General features: G+C 42.4%; 18 protein-coding genes. 10 read left to right on the top strand and 8 right to left on the bottom strand.

Going from position 1 to position 22,951, the window contains the following annotated elements; all coding sequences use genetic code 11:
- Positions 1-4: 4 nt before the first annotated feature.
- From BLQ87_RS14395 to BLQ87_RS14350, 10 genes are all read left to right on the top strand, one after another.
- Positions 5-1,093 carry a VOC family protein gene (locus BLQ87_RS14395; RefSeq protein ID WP_074607846.1) on the top strand — a complete coding sequence of 363 codons (1,089 nt, stop codon included), beginning with the start codon at positions 5-7 and terminating at the stop codon, positions 1,091-1,093.
- Between the two features lie 14 nt (positions 1,094-1,107).
- Positions 1,108-1,812 (top strand): thioesterase II family protein, encoded by a 705-nt coding sequence (locus BLQ87_RS14390; protein WP_074607844.1) that lies wholly within the window; start codon positions 1,108-1,110, stop codon positions 1,810-1,812.
- Positions 1,813-1,855: 43 nt separating this feature from the next.
- The gene (locus tag BLQ87_RS14385) at positions 1,856-4,318 is read left to right on the top strand and encodes an outer membrane beta-barrel protein (protein ID WP_172664916.1); all 2,463 of its coding nucleotides are present in this window, start codon (positions 1,856-1,858) and stop codon (positions 4,316-4,318) included.
- A gap of 12 nt (positions 4,319-4,330) precedes the next feature.
- A complete protein-coding gene (locus tag BLQ87_RS14380; RefSeq protein WP_074607839.1) occupies positions 4,331-5,920 on the top strand; it encodes an MBL fold metallo-hydrolase in 1,590 nt (529 codons plus the stop codon).
- A 115-nt stretch (positions 5,921-6,035) separates the two neighbouring features.
- Complete coding sequence (locus tag BLQ87_RS14375) at positions 6,036-6,584, top strand: RNA polymerase sigma factor (protein ID WP_074607837.1); 549 nt, start codon at positions 6,036-6,038, stop codon at positions 6,582-6,584.
- Positions 6,585-6,644: 60 nt separating this feature from the next.
- Positions 6,645-7,667, top strand: a complete 1,023-nt coding sequence (locus BLQ87_RS14370) for a FecR family protein (protein WP_074607835.1) — start codon at positions 6,645-6,647, stop codon at positions 7,665-7,667.
- 89 nt (positions 7,668-7,756) lie between these two features.
- Complete coding sequence (locus tag BLQ87_RS14365; RefSeq protein WP_074607830.1) at positions 7,757-11,050, top strand: SusC/RagA family TonB-linked outer membrane protein; 3,294 nt, start codon at positions 7,757-7,759, stop codon at positions 11,048-11,050.
- A gap of 11 nt (positions 11,051-11,061) precedes the next feature.
- A complete protein-coding gene (locus tag BLQ87_RS14360; protein WP_074607828.1) occupies positions 11,062-12,432 on the top strand; it encodes a RagB/SusD family nutrient uptake outer membrane protein in 1,371 nt (456 codons plus the stop codon).
- An 81-nt stretch (positions 12,433-12,513) separates the two neighbouring features.
- Positions 12,514-13,764: a YdcF family protein gene (locus tag BLQ87_RS14355; protein ID WP_074607825.1), complete on the top strand. Its 1,251-nt coding sequence runs from the start codon at positions 12,514-12,516 to the stop codon at positions 13,762-13,764.
- A gap of 98 nt (positions 13,765-13,862) precedes the next feature.
- Positions 13,863-14,549, top strand: coding sequence for a Crp/Fnr family transcriptional regulator (locus tag BLQ87_RS14350; protein ID WP_074607822.1), 687 nt, complete (start codon positions 13,863-13,865; stop codon positions 14,547-14,549).
- A gap of 5 nt (positions 14,550-14,554) precedes the next feature.
- On the opposite strand, the gene BLQ87_RS14345 is transcribed toward BLQ87_RS14350, so the two are convergent.
- The 8 genes from BLQ87_RS14345 to BLQ87_RS14310 are packed head-to-tail and all read right to left on the bottom strand — an operon-like array spanning position 14,555 to position 22,946.
- Positions 14,555-14,971 (bottom strand): hypothetical protein, encoded by a 417-nt coding sequence (locus BLQ87_RS14345; RefSeq protein ID WP_074607818.1) that lies wholly within the window; start codon positions 14,969-14,971, stop codon positions 14,555-14,557.
- Positions 14,972-14,980: 9 nt separating this feature from the next.
- Entirely contained in the window at positions 14,981-15,544 is a 564-nt protein-coding gene (locus BLQ87_RS14340) for a molybdenum cofactor guanylyltransferase (protein WP_074607813.1), read from the bottom strand.
- Positions 15,541-16,008 (bottom strand): molybdenum cofactor biosynthesis protein MoaE, encoded by a 468-nt coding sequence (locus BLQ87_RS14335; protein ID WP_074607809.1) that lies wholly within the window; start codon positions 16,006-16,008, stop codon positions 15,541-15,543. Before BLQ87_RS14335 ends, BLQ87_RS14340 begins: the two co-directional genes overlap by 4 nt.
- 1 nt (position 16,009) lies before the next feature.
- Positions 16,010-16,243: a MoaD/ThiS family protein gene (locus BLQ87_RS14330; RefSeq protein ID WP_074607805.1), complete on the bottom strand. Its 234-nt coding sequence runs from the start codon at positions 16,241-16,243 to the stop codon at positions 16,010-16,012.
- A gap of 4 nt (positions 16,244-16,247) precedes the next feature.
- Positions 16,248-17,210, bottom strand: coding sequence for a GTP 3',8-cyclase MoaA (locus tag BLQ87_RS14325; RefSeq protein ID WP_074607803.1), 963 nt, complete (start codon positions 17,208-17,210; stop codon positions 16,248-16,250).
- Positions 17,210-17,941, bottom strand: coding sequence for a sulfite exporter TauE/SafE family protein (locus BLQ87_RS14320; protein WP_074607802.1), 732 nt, complete (start codon positions 17,939-17,941; stop codon positions 17,210-17,212). The genes BLQ87_RS14325 and BLQ87_RS14320 overlap by 1 nt, the downstream gene beginning before the upstream one ends.
- A 3-nt stretch (positions 17,942-17,944) precedes the next feature.
- Positions 17,945-19,429, bottom strand: coding sequence for a rubredoxin (locus BLQ87_RS14315; RefSeq protein ID WP_074607800.1), 1,485 nt, complete (start codon positions 19,427-19,429; stop codon positions 17,945-17,947).
- 1 nt (position 19,430) lies between these two features.
- The gene (locus BLQ87_RS14310; protein ID WP_074607797.1) at positions 19,431-22,946 is read right to left on the bottom strand and encodes a nitrate reductase; all 3,516 of its coding nucleotides are present in this window, start codon (positions 22,944-22,946) and stop codon (positions 19,431-19,433) included.
- Positions 22,947-22,951 lie beyond the last annotated feature (5 nt).

Here is a 22,951-nt window from a genome sequence, read left to right as displayed (position 1 = left end):
AAGTATGAAAATTTTACAGGAACATCCTATAGACTATATTGAAATATACACGCCAATGGCAAAAGTTTTGGCCTACTGGCATATTCAGGCCCTCGGCTTTAAACTTTTAGCGGTAATGAACCCTGAGTCCGGTAGCCCGGGAATCTCCTCTTACGTTTTACGGAGCCATGAAATTACCTTGGTTTTAACTTCAACTTATCCGCCATATAAATCAGAATATAATGAGATTTCTTCATTTATCGCTCAGAATTACTGTGGTGTAAAACGAATTGCCTTACGTGTTCCTTCGGTAAAAGAAGCCTTTGATTACAGCATCAGCAATGGTGCCTTTCCAATAAAATTCCCGACAAAGACGGATGATGATTCCGGATATCTGGAAGAAGCAGCAATAAAACTTTATGACCATAGTGAGCTTGTTTTTATAGACAGAACTGCTTATGAAGGTGTATTCAAGCCTGGGTATAAAGCCAGTTTAAAAGCCGGTAAAGGAGGCGAATCTCTGCTTAAATCGTTTGATCATATTGCTGCCGAAGTGAGAATCAACGAAAGCCATTACTGGACCAGCTATCTGAGCAAAGCGTTGGGTACAAGTCTGGTTCAAAGCATTGAGCGTGGTGCTGATAATAAAACGGGAATGATCTTAAGCATCAATCAGTCGGCCGATAAAAAGCTAACGCTGGTCATTGCCGAGCCTGATGGATATGAAATGAAATCAAAGGTGCAGCAAAATATTGATGCATTTGGCCCTGGTATTCACCATCTTGCCTTCAGTACAGATAATTTGGTTGAAACGGCAAAATCTTTGGAGAAAAACAATGTTGACTTTGTTTCTTTCCCCCCGTCTTATTATGAGCTGCTTCGGAAAAATGATGATTTTAAGGACATCGATATCGATGAATTGCAACGTATGAATATCCTTTGTGATAAAGAAGATGATACTTATTTATTTCAAAAATTTATAAAACCAATTAGTGACCGGCCATTTTTCATCTACGAAATCGTTCAGCGAATTAATGGTTATAATGGTTTTGCATTGAAGAACATCAATGTGCTGAAAAAAGCAGAAGAACTGGAGATCATGAAAGCCGTTTAATATTTGTTCTTAAGATGAAGAAAATACAGTTGTTTTTATTACACTTTGCCGGGGGAAATTGTTACTCCTTTCAATTTTTATATCCATTATTAAATAATTTTGAAATCATTCCTGTTGAATTGCCGGGCAGGGGAATGAGGATCCGGGAAGAGCTGATCCGGGATTTTGACGAGGCTGCCGGGGATATTTACCAGCAGATTTTCAAAAAGCTAAACGGTAATGATTTTATGCTCTATGGGCATAGCATGGGTGCATCTTTGGCGCTAAGGGTCGCCCATATGCTCGAAGCGGAAAATAAAATACCCAAATCCTTATTGGTGAGTGGCAATACCGGGCCCAATACCAAGAGGTACCAGGCCAGGTACCTCATGAACAATGCTGATTTTATAGAAGAAATAAAAAAGCTGGGCGGTGCTCCGGACGAATTGTTTGAGAGTGAGGATTTATTAGATTTCTACCTGCCTATTTTAAGGGCCGACTTTGAAATCGTAGAAAACAGGGTGTCGAGTGAAGAAGCTGCTGTACTTACACCTATTTATAGCATGATGGGTGATTTGGAAGAAAATCATCAGGAAATTTCTAACTGGGGTAATTACACCAAAACTAAATTTAACAGTAAAATATTCGAAGGGGGGCATTTTTTCATTCATGATTATCCCAACGAGATTGCCGAGATTATCAATCAGGCATATGATCGTGAGCAACTAATTTATAATTAACTAAAAAAGAAGATACCCTTAATCATCCCAAACTATGTGCCTAATGAAAATCAAGAAGATGAAGCGTCAATGTTGCTTAGCCATTCCTATATTCCTGTTTTACCTGATGCTGGCTGCAAAAGATGCACATAGTCAAAGTAACGTTAGGCCTAAATCAGTCATCTCTGGGCTGGTCATTGACGAAACCCTCAAGCCTGTTCCCGGAACGGTGATCAGCCTGTTAAATCATGCAGACTCTGTGCTCGTTAAGGCAGCAATAACGGACAGCCTTGGGAAGTATTTATTTGAGGATATCGCGTTTGGAAATTACATCATATCCTCTAAAATGATGGGATACAGCACCATGTTCAGCAAGTCATTTCAGTTGACGGAAAGTAGGAGCCAGATCGCTGTTGAACAATTCCAGTTAAAAATGGACAGCAGGAGCCTGAAAGAAATCAGTATTGTTGGTCAGAAGAACCTCATTGAACGTAAAATCGATCGGCTCGTGATGAATGTGGAATCAAGCGTTCTTGCAGAGGGGAATACGGTTTTGGAGCTATTGGAAAAGGCGCCTTCGGTAAGTGTAGATCGTGACGGGAATATCTCCATGCGTGGTAAACCAAATGTATTAATTATGCTGGATGGGAAGGCAACGAATGTGAGTTCGGCTGATGTTGCCAATATCCTGCGTAACATGCAAAGTAATCAGGTGGAAAGTATTGAGTTGATCACGAATCCATCCGCTCGTTATGACGCGGCCGGAACAGCTGGGATCATCAATATAAAACGAAAGAAAAATAAAGCAGAAGGCTGGAACGGGGTAGTTCAGGCAGGGGCGGGGTACGGTGAAACTTCCAAGTATAATGGTGGAACGAGTTTGAATTACAGAAACAACCGTATTAATTTTTTCGGTAATTATGATTATGTCAATAATGGCTCAAAGGGAACGCTGGACTTAAACAGAATTGTTAATTTCATGGATACGATAACCCGGTTCAACCAATCAGGAGGGTTGGATCAGCGTAAAAAGGATAATTTATATCGGGTAGGGCTGGATTATTTTGTCAATAAAAACCATACCATTGGCGTTCTGATGACTGGTTATTCAAATCGGGAGACGATTACCAGCAAAACCAATACCCTAAGGGAAAATAATTTCGATCAGCGTGAAGACATGAATTTCCTGGGGAACAATAAGGAGAAATCCTGGAATACTTCATTCAATCTGAATTATAAAGGTATTCTGGATAAAAAGGGAAAGGAACTAAGTGCCGATGTCGATTATTCACATTATTATCACAATCATGACGAGATCATCGACAGTAAGTATACAAGGATAAATCTCCTCCCGAGAGCTCCTTCAAGTGTGATGAATTTTGCCACTTCAAAGATTGATGTCAGGTCTTTCAAACTGGATTATTCTCAGCCCATCAACAAGTCCTCAAAACTGGAAGCAGGTCTTAAATCAAGCTTTGTGAGTTCAGATAACAATTTGCTATTGGCAAGGCTTCAACAAAGTGTATGGGTGCCGGATGTAGATTATACCAATCTTTTTCTATATGATGAAAATATCAATGCTGCCTATGTTAATGTAAATAAAGCGTTTAAGAAAACGGAAATTCAGGTCGGGCTGAGGGGGGAGCAAACGGTTTCCAAAGGGAACTCTGTCACCAATAACCAAGTCGTTAAAAGGAATTATTTCGATTTGTTTCCCAGTCTTGCCATTGCCCAATCCCTTGGGGAAAATCATAGACTTGGATTTACTTATAGCAGGAGGATTGACAGACCAAATTATGGTTCTTTAAATCCGTTTCTGAATTTCGTGGATGAGTATACTTTTAACAAGGGGAATCCTTATTTAAAGCCGCAATATTCAAGCTCATTTGAACTCTCTGATACTTATAAAGGAAAAATAACGGGAGCCATTTATTTCCTGCGAACAAGGGATATCATGGCCCTGGTTACGGAACAGGATGACGCCACACAAAAAACGGTAGCAATTCAAAGAAATATTGATAGTCACCAAATGGTCGGCATGTCCTTGTTCATTCCATTTCAGCTGACTAAATGGTGGAGCATGCAGAATAACATCCAGGCCGGGTATGTGATGATTAAGTCGGAACTAAATGGAGGGCATTTAAACAATACCCAAAAAGTGGCTTCTTATTTCATGAACAGTTCTTTTATTATTGATAAATCATTGCAGGCAGAAAGTTCCCTGCAGTACAATACACCTGCTGCATTTGGCATTTTTAAAATGCGTTCTCAAACGGTATTTAATGTTGGAATGAAAAAAACATTTAACGAAAAATTACAGCTGAGTGTTAACGTAAATGATGTGTTTAATAGCCGGAGGGATCGTGTATCCACCACTTACCAAAATATGAACATCAATTTTACCCAGAAGTCGGAGAGCCAGATTGCCAGGCTGACCTTAACTTATCGATGGGGGAAAAGTACGGTGCCAGAGTCAAGACAACGGAGTACAGGGATTACAGAAGAAAGCAACAGGTTAAAAAATTAAGAACAAGTACAAATGAATCAGCAATTTTATTTAAAACCAAATGTGGTTATCGAACCTCTTGTCGACAAATGGTATGCCTGGCCACATTTAATATCTCCGGCAACAAAAGCGATGAACTTAACGGGCAGGCATTTGAAGATCATAAATTCTTATGTACAATCGCCCTTAATCCATGCATCTGCAGTACAAAATTCAAAGATGAAAGGAGGTCCTTTTATGGACTATGCGGAACCGAGGGTAGCGGAAGTACTTCATTTAAAGGAGGAAACCCTACTGAGGTGTCAGAAGTCTATGGAGTTGTCTGATGCCATAAAAGAACTGGACCAGATGTTGAAAAGACAGGCCAGGGGCTTTTCCTTAGAAAGTCTTTACGATAGGGTGCCTGAAATTCTGAGAGGTTATGTAGAGCTGGTTTACGACCTTAATCATCATCCTTCCTTTCGTTTTTTTGAAGCTTTGTTGTACCAGAGTGAATTTTATGATAAATCATCTCAGAGCATCGCATTGTGGTTAACGGAAAATGACGAACGTCCTTTTTGTTTAAGTACGCCCAAGTTAAAGGATGAAACGGTATTGGAGTTAGACATTTCTTTTGATAATGAGGCGATTGATTTGTTAAGTAAAATGAAGCATCAACCGGGTTCAATCACGGAGATTGCAACGATTTTAAAGATCAGTGAGGAGCATATGGAGCTGTTTAATTCGTTTTTCACGAGTCAGGCGCCAAAAAAATATGAAAAGTATCAGGGTTCAAAGGTAAGAATGCGTTATTTTGGTCATGCTTGTATTTTGATCGAAACCAGTGAAGTGAGTATCCTGATCGATCCCCTGATCAGTTATTATGGATACGAATCCAGCATGGAGCATTATTCTGATATAGATTTGCCGGATGTGATCGATTATGTCTTAATCACGCATAATCATCAGGATCACATTTTATTTGAAACATTACTCCCTTTAAGACATAAAATTAAACAGTTGGTGGTGCCTCGTACCACCAGCGGAGCTTTACAGGATCCCAATCTAAAATTAATGTTCAATGCCCTGGGATTCCATAATGTGGTGGAAATCGACGAAATGGAAACGCTTAATTCCCCGGACTGCAAAATAACGGGAGTTCCATTTACAGGAGAACATAGTGACTTAAACATTAAAGCAAAAATCTGTTACCATGTTTTAATCGGGAAATTTTCCTTTCTTTTTGTGGCGGATTCCAGGGTTATGGAACGTAGATTATATGAACATGTGCAGCGGGCTATCGGTGATGTTGATGTGGTGTTTCTAGGAATGGAATGCGATGGAGCGCCGCTTTCCTGGTTGTACGGGCCGCTGTTGACTGATGATTTCCCCAGAGATATGGATCAGTCCAGAAGGTTATCTGGTTCAGATTTTAATAAGGGTGTCAGTTTAGTTGACATTTTTAAACCTAAAGAAGTGTATGTATATGCCATGGGACAAGAGGCATGGGTAGAATTTATAAGTAGTATTAAATATTCCGAGGATTCTAATCCGATAGTCCAATCCAATTTTTTAATCAATAATTGTTTGGAAAGAGGGATCATTGCTGAAAGGTTGTATGGAGAAAAAGAATTGTTTTATTAAGACAGCATAAAATGTAGATGCTTAGTCGCCTTTCTCAGAAAACAACGCATATTTAAATCAGAATTAACACTATATTTAGTTTTGGCTAATATGCAACAAATAGTTTTGTGCAGAAATGTTGAACTATATCCATCATATAAAAGAAGGGGATCATGTATCTTTTGAAATAGTTTTTACACTATGTCATAAAAAGGTGTATGCCTACTTTTTAAAGAAGACAGCCTCCGAAGATGTCGCTCAGGAGTTAACTCAGCTGGCTTTTATCAAATTATGGAATTTTAAACATACCCTTTCTGAAGAACATGAGCTCGACTTACAATTGTTCCGGATTGCAAAAACAACTTTACTCGATTATTTTAAAAAGCTGAGTAACGACGAGCGGAACCTTAAGCTTTATTACCATAACCTTTCTGAAGAAGCTGTTGACCAGAATCAAAAGTTTGAAACCAATCAGCAATTAGAAGTCGCATTAAGTGTCCTTCCTCCGACACGCAAAAAGGTCTTTATTTTAAGTCGCCTGCAGGGTTACTCTTATAAAGAGATCTCCGAGCAGCTTTCTATTTCGCCGAGAACGGTAGAAAAACACATCTCTCTTGCTATAAAACAGCTTGATGGGTATGCTTATATACCCATGTTCCTCCTTCTGGGGGAACACCTGCGTTAAATTTTAAAAAATATTTTTTACCCGTTACGGGTTTATCCCTAATTCAATCGTATTAGTAGTATGAGTGTATCTGATGAGTTGTTAGATAGGTATTTTAAAGGACAGTGTAGCGCCGAAGAAAAGCTTCTGGTGTCTGACTATTTAAGTAAAATTGACGACTTGCCAGATCACTTGTTAAGCAAGGCCGATTGGGATGAAACCACTGATGCCGGAATAGACAATGCCAAAAGTGAGGAGATGTTTACTGCGGTGAAAAAACAAACCCTGGCTAAGGTGTATCGTTTAAAATGGATTAAACTCACATCAGCAGCGGCAGTTGTTCTTGCTGTACTTTTCGTCGCCCTCTTTAACTGGAAGAATAGCCCATCAGATCTCAACCTGGCCGAAAACAAGATTTCAAATCTTAAAGATGCAAATGCCATCAGCTGGAAATCAATCACAAATTATACAGAAAACAACCAGTCATTTACCCTGCCGGATAGTTCGATCGTCAGCATCTTTCCAGGCGCCGAGTTAAGGTACGCCGTTCCCTTCGTGAAAAATAAGCGGGAAGTGTATTTAAATGGAAAGAGTTTTTTCCAGGTTGCTAAAGACAGCAAACATCCTTTTGTAGTTTATGCCAAAGGAATTTCCACCACTGCTTTGGGCACTTCGTTTACCATTACTGCCTTAGGCAAAAGCAAGTTTATTAAAGTGCAGCTGCATACCGGTAAGGTCCTCGTGAAAAATATAGATTCCGTTCATCGTATCGCCTTGTTTAATGAAGTGCTCCTTCCGGGAAAAGAGTTGGTATACAATAGCCAGATCAATAAAGTGAAGGTTTCGGATTCCAGAACTTTAGTCAGAAAGGAAAACGTGATCAGGGAGCTGAACTTTACACAGGCACCTTTGGTTGATGTTTTTCATAAACTGGAAAAACATTACCATGTTAAAATCACTTACGACCGTGCAGATATTGCCGAAATGTCGTTTACAGGTAGCTTAAAACTAACCCAATCTATAGCTTCTATTTTAGAAGAAATTGCCGAATTAAACAAACTTAATCAAACTAAAACAGCCGAAGGTTACCTGATTAGAAAGTAAATCCAGAACCATATTAAAACAAATTGAACCCATAGCAAAAGGTGGGAAGGGGATTCTTTTGCCAAAAAAAACAACCAAAAAAACAGACTATGCTTAGAAAATTTACTACACATTTGTTCTTTTGCCTGCTGATGTTATCAGTGTCGGCAAAGTCCTGGGCCCAGACATCGGAGATCACAGGGATTGTAAAAGATGAGACCGGGGTCCCTCTGCTAGGTGCCTCCATACTTTTACTCAATACTAAAACCAATGAAAAGAAGGGGATCATGGTGAACGCTGATGGCAAGTTCCAGATCAAAGGTCTTTCTGCAAATGTGCCTTACAGCATCAGCGCCTCATTCATTGGTTATGTCACTAAAACAATAGACAATTATGTGCTTAAGGCGGGCGAACAGGCTACCTTGCTCATCCAGTTGAATCCCACTTCTACCTCCTTAACAGATGTAGTCATTGTGGGCTATGGAAGTCAGAAGAAGAAGGATGTAACGACTTCTATTGCCAGCATCAAAGCTGCAGACCTGGAAAACCAGCCGATTAGTAATGCGGCAGAGGCGATGGTTGGGAAAATGGCAGGTGTACAGGTCTCCCAGGGGTCTGGAACCCCAGGAGGCGCACTCGCGATTAAAGTTCGTGGGGTCGGTACCATCACTGCAGGTTCAAATCCTCTGTATGTAATTGATGGAGTACCCATCTCTAATGATAACATCAATACGTTAAATACAAACGACATTGCCTCTATTGAGGTGTTAAAAGATGCCTCATCTGCCGCAATCTACGGTTCCAGAGGATCTAATGGCGTGGTGTTGATCACTACAAAACAAGGTAAGAATGGCATTTCAACCATCAACGTAAACAGTTATACTGGCTGGCAATCACTGGCACACAAAATTGAGATGATGGATGCTTACCAGTATGCGCAAATGGTGTTAGAATCCAGAAATAACTCCTATACAGATGCAATGGAGTCTATCAATAGAAAGAAAGTTGCCCAGGGATTGCCTGTCGTTAATTTTAGTGTGAACGACAACAATGGCCTCCGTCTGTTTAATACTGCCAACAATACCAATACGGTAATGCCATTGGAGGTCTTGCCCTATTTACAAGGTCAGCAGGGCTTAACGAATACCGACTGGCAGGATCAGGTTTTTAGAACTGCAGCGATACAAAATCATTCCGTTTCAGCGGCAGGCGGCAGTGAGCTCTTAAAATATTATGGCTCACTGGAATATTTTGATCAGGATGGGATCGTTTTAAACAGTGGTTTCAAGCGCTATAGCGGCAGGTTAAACCTGGAAGGAAAAAAAGGTGTGGTCAGATATGGCGTTAATTTCAGTCCGTCCGTCATCAATGAGAAAAAAGTGAATGCCAACGGTGCTTACAATGCTAACGGTGGCGGTATTGTTGCTTCGGCCCTGCATTATTCGCCAATTTTCCCGGTATACAATACTGATGGAAGTTATAGTTTTGCCCAAAACTCCTGGAGCCCTGGTACGATTACCACCTTGCCAAACAACACCACCGCAAGCGGTAACGGAGAAACACAGGCCTGGAACCCGGTCGCATTGGCGATGCTTCAAAAGGACGATGTCGCTGCAACCAGGATGACGGGTAGTGCCTTTCTGGAAGCAGAAATACTAAAAGATTTAAAATATAAGGTTCAGCTTGGTGTTGACCTGTTTAATAGTTCTGAAGACATGTTCAGGCCATCAACCCTTCCGCAATCCAATACTGCCGGAAATCCATTGTCGGATGCAACAGGTTCTTCGCGCACGATAAAAGAAACGAACTGGTTGTTAGAGCAAACCTTAAACTATACAAAAACTATAGGTGACCATAACTTGAATGCGTTAGTCGGCTGGTCTACGCAAAAAGACGATTTAAGCGGGAATTACGCTTTTGCTTCCAAAGGCTTTATCAGTGATCAGGTAGAATTTATAAAAGCAGGTATCGTAACGAACGGAACCGCGACCAGAACACAGTGGGCTTTAGCTTCGGGTATTGCAAGGTTACAGTACAGCTATAAAGGAAAGTATTTATTTACGGGTTCGGTAAGGGCGGATGGTTCTTCAAAATTTGGAAAGAACAACAAATGGGGGTATTTCCCTTCTGCATCCGTTGGCTGGAGATTATCCGAGGAAGAATTTCTTAAAAAATCGGAGTCGATATCTGATCTGAAGCTAAGGGCTAGTTATGGTTTGACAGGTAACTTTAATATCCCAAATTACGCGGCTCAGGGTGCTATGAATAATTATGGTTATGTATTTGGTGGTACTACACCTGGCGTCATTAACGGAGCCGCTCCAATTGCCCAACCTAATGATAATTTGCAATGGGAAAAAACAGCACAATTAAACCTCGGTTTTGACGCTGCTTTCTTCAAAAATCAGCTTACTTTATCTGTTGATGTTTACAATAGCAATACCAACAACCTTTTATTGGATGTTCCGGTTCCCATCTCTACGGGCTTTGCGACGGAGTTAAAAAACATTGGTAAGGTAAACAATAAAGGAATCGATATTAATCTAGGTACACAGCAGCAATTTGGTGCAGTGAAATGGACCGCAAGTGGAAACTTCTCGAAAAATATAAACAAGGTAGTTGAATTGGGACCGGGTAATGCCGATATCATCAAAACAGGCTCTGTAGCCAACGCTTACTTTATCACAAGAGTAGGAGAGCCTATCGGGTCTTATTATTTGCCGGTAGTCTTAGGGGTCTTTAAAAATCAGGCGGAAGTTGATGCCTATCCTCATTATACGGATACTCAGGGCAACTATGACCTGAATACTTCTAAACCAGGTGATTTCAAATTTAAGGATGTGGATGGCGATGGTGTAATTGATTTGACCAAAGACCGCGAAATTGTAGGTAATTACCTACCTAAGTTTACCTATGGCTTTGCTACTTCTGCTGAATATAAGGGCATCGATTTGAATGTATCTATGCAGGGTGTTTACGGAAATAAAATCCTGAATCTTTCCCGCAGGTATTTTGCAAATAAAGAAGGAAATATGAATAATATGGTCAGCTCTCTGGACCGTTGGGTTTCAGAAAGCAATCCAGGCAGTGGCCAGGATGTAAGGGCAAACCGTGCGGCTAAAGGAAGTAATGGTACCACATCGACCTGGCATATAGAAAACGGATCGTATTTGCGCATCCGTAATATCGCATTGGGTTATACACTGCCTGCAAACTTTGTGAAGCGCGCATCCTTAACTAAAGTGAGGTTGTATGTATCGATGCAGAACCCTTTTACTTTTACCAAATACACGGGATATAATCCTGAAGTGACCAATAGGGCTGATGCCACTACAAATGGAGAAGATTATGGCGTATATCCAACCGCTAAAACAACATCAATAGGCATTAATATCACTTTATAAAATATAAACAGATGAAAACATATATCATATCAATCCTTACTTGTGGTTTAATGATAACCGCCACATCGTGCAAGAAGTTCCTGGATTTAAAACCGCTCGATTCCTATACGGAGAATACCTTTTATAACGATGAAAAAGGATTGCAGGGAGGTCTGATCAGCTGTTATGATGCTTTACAGACCGACAGTCTTTATGGGAATAATTTATTGACATTGGGCGAGCTCAGGGGAGATAACCTGACCGATAATGATCCCGGATCGGGAGCAGGTGTCCGCAACCAGATCGAAGTGTTCTCTGAAACTTCTGCCAATAGCATTCTTTCTGGCTCATGGATGGGACATTACAAAGCGATATACCGTTGTAATATCATTTTAGACCGTGCGCCGGCAATTGCTATGAACGAGACGACTAAAAATCAAATTATCGGACAAGCAAAGTTTATCAGGGCATTAAGCTATTTTAATTTAACCCGTATCTGGGGAAATGTTCCTTTGGTACTTAAAGTTCAAAAAACAGAAGAGGCCAGGGAAAATACCCGTGCTACAGCTGCGCAGGTTTATCAGCAGGTGATTGACGATTTAACTGATGCGGCCTTAAAACTTCCAACATCCTGGCCCGATGCCCAGCGTGGAAGGGCAACCAGTTATGCGGCGACTGCGATACTTGGTAAGGTTTACCTTTACCAGAAAAAGTTCGATCTGGTAGAGACTACGCTGAAACCTGTGGTTACAGCGATTTATGCAAGAACAATATTGGATACTGTTCCGCAGACTAAAACTTTCCCCAACAACATAAAAACGAGCAAGGATATCATTTTTGCAGTTCAATATCTATCAGGTGGAGTAAAAGAATTTGTAAATCAGGATAACCGCTACAGAAATAACAACAATACCAATATCATTAATATCCCTCAGGCTTTATTTGAAACAAGTGATAACCGTAAGGCTTTAGTTGCGATAACCGGAACCGGTGGCAGGCCAGGTAAATTTAATACGCCACAGGCCAACAATGAGACGAGTAGTGACTTCCCTGTGATCCGTTGTGCTGATGTTTTACTGATGTATGCAGAAGCTTTAAATGAAACTTCTTATGGAAATACAGAAGCATTTAAAGCACTGAATGCAGTACGTTTAAATGCTGTTGCCTCTGCAAAAACGCCGGCTATATTGACTTCGCAGAGCGCATTCAGGACTGCTGTGTATCTGGAAAGGCGATTGGAACTGGCCCTGGAAGCAGACCGTTGGTTTGATATCGTAAGAACAAGCCAGATGAATGTGATTTTTCCTGGCATCCCGTCTTTTAGAAGTATCTATCCGGTTCCGCAAGTTGAAATTGACAATGTCAATAATAAAAACGGCTATCAGAATCAGGGATATAATTAAATCCTTTAGCTAATTCAGGCCGGTACTTTTAGGGTATCGGCCTTTTATTTTTAAATACGTTTAACTTTATCAGTTACGAAAATGAGATCCCTTTTCCTTTTAATCTGCAGCTGTCTTTGCACGATAAGTATCAGCGCGCAAGTCCAGCAGCCAAACCCACAGTATCTTCTTAAAACTACGTTTAACCCTGTTCAGTATAAAAACTTTTACCTGCTTACCTTGTTCCAGCAAGACGAGACCGTAAAACAGGCGATTAAAAATGATCCTGAGCTGAGTAATTTATTTAAAAGCAGAACCCAGAAAATAGCGGACGCCCTTAAAACATGTGGTAATGACATCGCTTGTTTCGCCGCGGCCTTTAAATTCACTGAAGATGAAATCAGCAGTATAGGCATTCGTTTAAGCCATATTTATAAACAAGGTGCTCCCTTAAATGCCCTGCTGAAGAACGATGTTGTTCCTTCCGGTTGTTATGCCTTATACGGTAATTTGAAGCCGGAAGAAATGCTGGCCAAAGCCTGGGCCCAGGATGCGAAGGCAGTTAACCATACCATTGAAGTCTATGTAGAAGGAGCCAAAGCCAACTACCCAAAAATCGATTCTATAGGATTTAATGTGAAGGATAAAAGCTACCCGGAGCTGGTGAATACAAATGCCTTATTGAGCTTGACTGCTCAAAACAATTTGTTCTTTGAGCCTTCTATGCAGTTTGCGCTGATTGCCCTGGAAATTAACGAAAGAAATGATGCGGGAGATTATGAACCGATGATGAGTACGGTTAACAAAGCGAGTCTTGGTGCTATAAAAAAAACAAATTTTAGCGCGTACCGGTACAGCCTGATATTGGTGCCGGGCGAAGGACCTGAAGCGCCCGACACAGAATTAAGTGCTGGTGGGATGTTGCGTTGCCGGCTGGCAGCAGAACAATACAAGAATGGAATGGCTCCCTTTATCATGGTATCGGGTGGGAGGGTACATCCTTACAAAACCAAATATAGTGAGGCTTATGAAATGAAGAAGTACTTGGTGAATATCTTGCGAATTCCTGAAAGCGTAATCATTATGGAGCCTCATGCCAGGCATACCACGACCAATCTGCGCAATGCGGCCAGAATTATGTTCAGATATGGCATGCCCATGGATAAAATTGCGTTAACGGTAACCGTTAAATCTCAAAGTAGGTATATTGGTGAGGTGATGCCCCAACGCTGTATCAAAGAATTAGGATATGAACCTTATCGGCTGGGAAAACGTTTGTCGGACACTGCACTGGAATTTTTTCCGAATGTGATGTCATTACAAATTGATTTTGATGAACCTATGGATCCATAAAGACGATGAATTTTGCCGTAATAAATAAGATATAGAATGTCCTAACCGAAAACTTTTAGGATATTAGAAATCTCTACTTAACAGGTGCTGTATAATTTATGAAGAAAGGTAAATGCTGTGATCTTGAAACCTGCCTGATGTGCAGAATGGTGCTGAAGGAATGGAAGTCTGCAATCGACAATAACCGTAAAAACTTTATTGCCAAAAAAGGAGAGTTGATTATTAGAGAAGGAGATCCGGTAACAGGGATGTATTTTGTCCAAAATGGAAATGTTAAAGTGCATAAACATTGGGGTGATAAGGAACTGATTGTACGCTTTGCCAACCCGGGGAAAATCTTTGGTCATCGTGGTTTAGGAACCAATACTTCTGTTTATCCAATTTCTGCCACTGCGCTTGAAGAAACATCACTTTGTTTTATAGACCTGGAATTTTTTATAGCTACTTTAAAGGTAAACCATGATTTTGCCTTTAACCTGATGTTATTCTATGCAGATGAACTACAAGAATCAGAAAAGAAAATGCGTAATCTGGCCTTGATGTCTGTTAAAAGCAGGCTTGCAGTGGCCTTATTACAATTAAAAGATCAGTTTGGCCTTAATGAGGCCGGTCAGCTGAATATAGAACTGAGTAAACAGGATCTTGCGGCATTCACCGGCGCAACCTACGAAACGGTATTCCGGATGACCACGGAATTGGTAAACGAAAAACTAATCTCTTTGTCCGGAAAGAACATATCCATTGTAAATGAACTGAAATTAAGATTCCTTACACAGGAATCTTAATTCATTTAGAACTTGTATCCTACACCGATACCAGGATTCCATTTCCCATCTTTACTGCTCGTTTTAGCATTGTAATACAGCGGAACCTGAATGGCGAGGTGTTTGTAAATTGCCGTAATGCCAAGACCCAGGTTGGGGGTAAGTACCGAATTCTTTGGGGCACCAGCTGCTACTTTGTCTTTCTTAATGCGTATGCTGGGGAGTAATCCGACCAATACTGATACTGGTTTTTTAGAGAATTTGATGGCTGGTCCGGTACAATTGATGTAGGCTCCCTGGTCTACATAACCAGCAACGATTACACCCTCAAAAAGGGTAGCCCTGGTCTGTACAGAATTGCCCTTGTTTTGTGACTTTGCGGTTAAAGTCAGGGTACAAAGACTAAAGAAGAGGTAAACTGATTTTTTGTAAAGATCTGTCATATGAAAAGTTTAAATGGTGGCGGTATTATAATTATTGAAAGTTTGAATATTGTTGATGGGAAGGGTTTTGTAATTGCCCTTTTTAATGAGTTTGTGTAGGGAGAAGCCGGGTAAATGACCTTGTTCCAGTTCCTGATATAGTTTTTTTAAAGTGGCGGAAGGGTAGAGGGCACATAAAGGTTCCGTAAGATCTTCCTGCCCATATACATAATAGTCGTAACCTGGAAATTTGAGCGCATGCTCCAGCAGCTCTATTAAGGTTTCTGTATCCATTTCGATCATGTCGCAAGCCAGGAGCAGGAGATCGTCATCCGGGTATTTAAGGTGCGTGCTGAGCAAACCTTGCAGCGGCCCTTTTGCGTGGGTACGATCTACAATCAATTGCTCAGCAGAAAAGAAATGGCCATACGTTTGCATCTGTGCGGGATTAATGGAGATGCTGACAGGGATATTTAACTGTTCCAGTTTCCAGACTGCGTGTGCTGCCCAATTGCCTGATCCAAACGCAATCAGGCCTTTGTCTTTACCCATCCGTTTGCTCTCGCCGCCACATAATACCAAGCCCCTGATCATAAGACTTTAAACTCATAAAGGTGTTTATTTGGATCTCCGGTTTCTGTATGGCAATTACAGTTGCCTCCCCATTCCTTACTGCCGTCGGTAAAATGTTCACATTTCCAGATCGGAACCTCATGTTTAATCCGGTCAATGATATAGCGATTGCTGGCATAGGCTTCCCCACGATGAACGGAAGCGGTAATGACCACCACTGCTGATTCGGTCACTTTTACCTTTCCAATTCTGTGTTGGGCATAGGCAATACTCAGGTTCCAGCGGTTTCTTGCAGCCAGTAGAATTTCTGCAATCATTTTTGTAGCCATTCCGGCATGGGCCTCGTACTCCAGGTGCTTTACGGCTTTACCGATATTGTGGTTTCTGACTTCACCGCTAAATAAAACCACCGCTCCGGCAGTAGGGCAATGTGATTTCTGAAGCAATGCCACCAGGTCAATCTGTTTCTTGGTGATGAAATCCATGTTACCCTCCGCTGCTAGGTGGAATAACCAAAACATGCTCGTTTCCCGTTAAGGGATAATGGTCGGTTACCATTTCGTCCTGTACCGCGAAGCGGCAAAGTTTCAGCACCGCTGTAGCCTCCGGGTTGATCAGGGCGAGCGCTACTCTTAAATCGGCGATGGTGTGGACGCTGGTTTTAAACTCAAACTCCTTTTTGAAAAAGTCCTTTAATATGGCAAATACCTGTATTTTCATTGTTTTATCCTCCTATATGAAGCATGCTTAACTTGCTTCCTGTAAATTTTATACTTTGTTTTTGTGCGAGTGCTTCCCTTAATCGTCGATCCAGATCGGCAGGAGCGGAAACGCCTTTTATTGCGATGGGCTGGTCATTGCTCAGACAGCCGTAAATATTCCCATAGACATCCAGTCGCAGGCGGTCGCAATCAGTACAGAAAGGCTGACTTTCATTGGCAATGATGCCAAATATATTTCCCGCTTCCGTTTGCCAGTAATTGGCCGTGGCGGCCTGTTTTCTTGGGATAGGGCTAAATCTGTATTGTGTACTGATCAGCTGGAGCATTTCAGATTGGGAGAAAAAGTATTCATCCGCCTTTCCGTGTAAATGTCCCATAGCCATGATCTCTAAAAACCGAATGATGATCTGTTGATCAGCGGCGTATTTTAATAAGGGAATCACCTGATTGTGGTTCATCCCTTTCATGATGACCGAGTTTATTTTTACCGCAATGCCGGCATTCAGCGCTGCATCTATTCCTTTGAGTGTTTGATCAAGCCCATGTCTTCTTCCCATCATGAAAAAAGTAAGTGGGTCTGTTGCGTCCAGCGAGACATTGATCGCGGTCAGTCCGGCAGCTTTTAATGCAGGTACTTGTTTTTGAAGCAACAGCCCGTTGCTAGTCAGGTTCAGATCGGTAATGCCTAGTTTTCGGGCGCCTTTAATCAGTTCCGGAAGTTCTTTATATAATAGGGGTTCACCTCCTGTAAAACGAATGGTACTAAAGTTCAGACGTTCATGTAACTGAGCAATCAGATTCATCAATTCCTTTGCGGTCAATCCCTTACCCTTGCTTTCTGTATGGTTTTTCTGGTTCTCTTCGTTGCTGTAACTGCAATAAGTACAAGCCATATTGCAGGTGTTGATGAGGCTGATTCTTAGTGTCTTAAAAGTTCTTCCCAAATGGTCTTTTAGCTGTTCCATCACATAAAAAATAAAAGTTTAACGGATGCAATGGTCAGTACAGCGCTCAAAAGATACCGTACCGTGATGTTTTGAAATCGGGTGCTGCCAAAATAGGCACCGGTAATTCCGCCGGTAGCGGCCATAATAAACCAGGTAACGGCAGAAGGTGTGATCATCAGTGCTGCAGAACTCCCCAATAATCCACTTAAGGAATTTAATACGATAAATAGGGCAGAGGCCGCGGCCGCCTCCTTTACATTAGCCCAGCCCAGCAAAATGAGTACCGGGCTCAGGAATATGCCTCCGCCAATGTTGAGCATTCCGGAAAGACCACCGATGAGTGTGCCGATCAGGAGGGCAGGCAGGAGCTTTACCGGTTTAGGGTTTTCGGTTTCATTCGGCTTTATACCCAGTAGCTTAATGATAGGCAGGACCAGGGCCAACCCTAATAAATAATGGTAAATATTGCCTTCGAGCGAGTATTTTGAGCCAATAAATGCTGCTGGAACGGAGGTGATGAGAAATAACCGGCACAATTGCCACCTAAAATACCCTGCTTTCCAGAAATGATAAAATCCCATGCCAGCCACCAGGATATTCAAGACGAGTATCAACGGTTTATAGGTACTCACCGGGATGGCAAATAAAGAAAGTACGGCAATGTAGCCGCTTGCGCCACCATGGCCAACGGAAGCGTAAAGAAAACCTACAAGGTATAAAGTAAATGCGATGGTGATGTCTTGTTCCATGACTTAAAATGTATTTAGGGTTTCTTTAATGATCGGGGTAAATTCAGTACGGGCAGACTCGCAGAGCGGGCAGCAGTAATCGTCTGGAAGCCCGGAGAAAGGCGTTCCTGCAGGGATATTGAAGCTTTCTTCTCCCCAGGCCTCATCATAAATACTCAGGCAATGCTTGCATTGATGAACGTAGCTGAGTTCCGGTTCAATAGGGTTGTCGGTTTCATAATAGTGGTCTGCCTGTTCTCCTGCAGCGAGGGTTTGTTGCTGATAGTACGCTTCGCAAAGCCTGGTTAGCTGAGGAAGCAGGTCTGCTTTGCTGATCCCCCTGACATAGGCGTGGTAATGTTTAGAATTGGGGTTGAAGTCGGTGGTGTGCAACAAATCAAAACGGGCATCATTGTGATCTTCCTGCGTTTGCTTTTTAATGATCACAGAACCGAAAAGCCCACTCTTTGGATTGATTTTAATGGCAAAGCAAAGCTTGAATGTTCGCAGGTCAGCGGCGTTAAATCCGGCTACCAATTCGTGTTTTAGTTTTAATCCTTCTTCGCAAAGGTCTTCTGTCTGCCAGTTTAGTTCGTTGGAGGCGTGACGGACGTTCATCCGGTTTTTATCCAGTATGGCGTTCCATAACTTACGGTCTGCAGGTTCTACTCCTTTGATAATGATTGATTTCCATGGAGTGGTGTGGATCTGGCCGATTCGTGTTTTACTGCAAACTTTGCAGAGTTCTTTCAAAAAGACAATGGGAAACAATTCGTTTCTACGGTAAATGCCCAGCCAGTATTTTTCGTTGTATTTATTAAAGCCTTCATAATAGGGGAGCTGGAAATCGGGTAGCTTAAGCGGGGAGGCAGCTTCCTGAAATAGAAAGCTGCCACTGGCCCTTACCATTGTTTCAAGTTGTCTTCCCTCAATCTCCGGCTGATCAAAGTATAAACTTTTCTGGGTTAATATGGTGTTTTCAATCGCTTCGCTCAGTACTGCGATGTCTTCTGAATAAACCAGGGAAGACCAGTAATAGATGATATTGGTTTTTGGGAAGCGGATGTACAGGTGCCAGTAACTGCCGATATCTGAGGAGATAAAGTTTAAATTTCCGCTGAAAAAAGGAATCAGGTTCTGGCTGTCATCAATCAGGTTTATTTTGAGTCCTGGCGTATAGCTAAACGTGTCTAGTATGTCCTTATAAACCCCTTCGCGCAACCAGTTTGAGCTGTTAAATAAATCTTCTGCGACATAGGAGCTGACGATATTTGGGTGCCGGTCTGTATCTGTTTCAAAATCGGTATCGGAAATGAGAAAACCATGTTCAATATCTTCCAGCTGAGCGGATGTTGCTGAAAAATAAAGCTGCTGCCGGGTGCCAAAGCGCAGGTTTTCTACTCCGGATTTTTCCAGCGTTTCCAGCATCACCGAAAGGTCACCTACAGAGACGATTCCTCCGGGAAGGTTAACTTTGATCTGATGGGTTTTAATTTCCGTGTTTTCCATGTTAACTTATTTTTTCTGACAATTGTGTTTGTAAGGCTTCCTGAAGAATTAGTTTCACTTCCGGTTTGCAGGATCCGCAACCCATCCCAGCACCCGTTGCTTCACAAAGCTGTCCGAGGTCCAGGCAGCCGGAAGCGATTTTCTTTTGCAGATTTCCTACACCAACATTATTGCAGCTGCAGACCAGTTTTCCGCTCACGGGTTCGGTCTTTTTTCCGCTTCTCAGCAATTGCAGTCTCTTATCGCTCAGCTCTGTTTTGTTGGCAATCAAATCTCTGAATTCCAGGAATTCACTCTTATCACCGATTAAAATCGTTCCTACAAGCTTGTCCTGATGGATAATGCACTTTTTGTAATAGCGTTTGGCCTTATCGATAAATACAATTTCTTCATAGTTTACCTGGTCGGGGCATTCGGATAGTCCAATACTGCAGAGGTCAAATCCATGGATCTTGATGATGTTCATAAACAGACTCCCCTGGTAATAGGTACTGATGTCGCCATTATGGAATTTAGCCACGACTTCCGCCTGTTGTTCCGCAGCTGCAGTGATTCCGTACAGTGTTCCTTCAAATTCTGCAATTTCTCCGATAGCGTATACCGAGGGATCGCTGGTTTGTAAGCGTTCATTCACCAGTACCCCACGTTTGCAATCCAGTCCGCATTCCCGGGCAAGCTCAATATTGGGTGTGGTACCGATGGCGAGTATAACGGCATCACAATTGATCCGCCGGCCACTTTTCAATTCAATTCCGGTTAATTTCGACCGCCCGTAGTAAATCTGTACTTCGTCGTTGTAATAAATGTCGCAGCCCTGATCTACCATTTCTTCATGTAACAGCTGGCTGCCCAATGGGTCCAGCTGGCGGTTCAGGAACCTGGATACCCGCTGAATAATGGTAATCTGTACACCTGTTTCACGCAAAGAAGCCGCCATTTCCAGACCGAGCAATCCGCCGCCAACAATGGCTACATGTGCATTTTTAGGGATGTGTTTTTTGAAATTATCGGCGTCATTGCGGTTGCGCATGGTAAAAATACCAGGTAAGGCAGGTGCGTTTTTCGGCAGGGTAGCCCGGCTTCCGGTGGCCATGACTAAAACGTCGTAAGGCGTTTTTCTCCCGGTAACATCTCTCACGTATTTTTTCTCCCGGTTGATGGCTTCAATACCGATGCCTCTTAAATGACTGATGTGATGTGCTGATTCTTCATCATCTTTCATCTTGATCAGTTGTTCCCATTTCTGTGTTCCGCTGATATAATCGGGCAACATGACGCGGTTGTAAAAGGGAAGGTTTTCCGTACTAAAGACCGTAATCTCGTCTCTAGTGTTGATTTCCCGATAGGACCTGACAAAGCCATGGGATCCCGCGCCGGCACCAATAACCACAATGCGCTGGAAATCCTTTTTATATTTTTCTATGCGCACCGCACAATATTTAAAATCCGGCTCTTTTGATATGGGGTCAATAATGGTACTGGTAATGTTGTTGGCACGGTTCAGGTCGCTGCCCAGAATTTTCCCCCAGTGCATCGGAAGAAAGACTACCCCTTGTTTTATCGTTGCCGATACCTTTGCTTTTACCTGTACTTCTCCACGTCTGGAGCTGACCACAAGGATCTGCTGATCTGTAATATCGAGCAATGCCGCATCCGCTGGATGAATTTCCAGAAAGGCGTGTTTAATGTGCTGCTTCAGTTTACTGACTTTTCCGGTTTTCGACATGGTATGCCATTGGTCGCGGACTCTTCCCGTAGTTAAAATGAAAGGGAAATCCTCATCAGGTAATTCACTTTTCAGTTCATCTGAAGGACTGTGTATCATGGCTTTTTTAGACGCTGTATGAAACAGATGGTTTGTAAACAGCCGTTTTGTTCCGCTCTTTGTTTTCTTGTGATAAGGCCATTGTATGGTCTTACTGTTGTCAATCTGCTGGTAATCTAATCCGCTGATATTGATGCTGGTTCTGTAGGTCAGCTTTGCATGTTCTTTGTAGATGTCTTCCATGCATTTGTACTCAAAGCCTTTATAGCCCATTTTTGTGGCAAATCGGCAGATGATCTCTGCATCGGGCAAAGCTTCCCCGGGAGCATCGATCACTTTTTGCAGGTGACTGATTCTTCTTTCAGAATTGGTCATGGTACCTTCCTTTTCTGTCCATGCCGCTGCGGGTAAAATCACATCGGCATAGGAGAGGGTTTCCGCCTTGTCTGTGATTTCCTGAACAACCACAAATTTTGCCTTTTTTAAGGCTTGCTCTGCGAATCTTGCATTGGGCAGGCTGGTTAAAGGATTGGTACAAAGGATCCATATGGCTTTCAGTCTTCCGTCATTCAGCGCTTCAAACATTTCGGTTGCGGTTAGTCCTGCTTTATCTGAAATGCTAGCTCCACCCCAGAATTTTTGTACTTCCAGACGGTGTGCCTCATTGTTGAGGTCCCGGTGTGCGGGCAATAGATTTGCAAGGCCGCCAACTTCACGGCCACCCATGGCATTGGGTTGCCCGGTTAAGGAAAAGGGACCGGATCCGGGTTTTCCAATGTGTCCTGTAATCAGGTTCAGGTTAATCAGACTCAGGTTTTTATTCACCCCAATGGAACTTTGGTTTAGTCCCATCGTCCACAGGGTTAAAAATCCTTTGGCATCAGCAATATAACTTGCTGCCAGTTCTATCTCCGCCAGCGTAAGTCCGCAGATCAACGCAGCTTCTTCTAAGGTTCTTTCAAACACCCTTTTTCGATAATCCTCAAAACCACTTGTATGCAGGTTAATGAAATCGATGTCTATCTTCCCTTTTTCAATGAGCGCTCTTCCGATGGCATAGTTCAGCGTAACATCCGTGCCGGGATTGAGCTGAAGGTGGAGGTCTGCCAGTCCGCAGGAATCCGTTATCCTTGGATCGGCTATGATCAGTTTAACTTCAGGGTTTGCGGCTTTATGGGCTTCGATCCGACGCCAGAGAATGGGATGACACCATGCCGGATTGGCCCCGGTTACAAAAAAGCAATCGGCCAATTCAATGTCTTCATAACAAACAGGTACACTGTCTTCTCCCAAGGCCATTTTATAGGCGGTAACGGCGCTGCTCATGCACAAACGGGAATTGGTGTCTATATTGTTGCTGCCAATAAAGCCTTTGATCAGTTTATTAATGACATAATACTCTTCAGTAAGGCATTGACCGGAAGCATAAAAGGCCACGGAATCAGGCCCGTATTTATCAATAAAAGTCTTAAATACAGCTGCGGTACGCGTCAGCGCATCATCCCAGCTTACCCTTTGCATCGGCATACTTTTGCCATAGCGCATTTGCGGATAAAGTAAGCGGTCGCTTTTGTCATTTACAGTGTACTGAAGGTTGAGTCCTTTGCTGCAAAGCATGCCACGGTTTACCGGGTGATCGGTGTCGCCTTCTACCGCAATGTTGTCATTTTTATCCAGTGTTACTTTTACGCCACAGCCCACCCCGCAATAGCAACAGGTACTGGTAAATACTTTATTTGTGTGCGCTGGCATAGATT

The sequence above is a fragment of the Pedobacter steynii genome (assembly GCF_900103665.1).
Classification (GTDB): Bacteria; Bacteroidota; Bacteroidia; order Sphingobacteriales; family Sphingobacteriaceae; genus Pedobacter; species Pedobacter steynii.
This window is presented reverse-complemented; position numbering and strand designations above follow the sequence as displayed.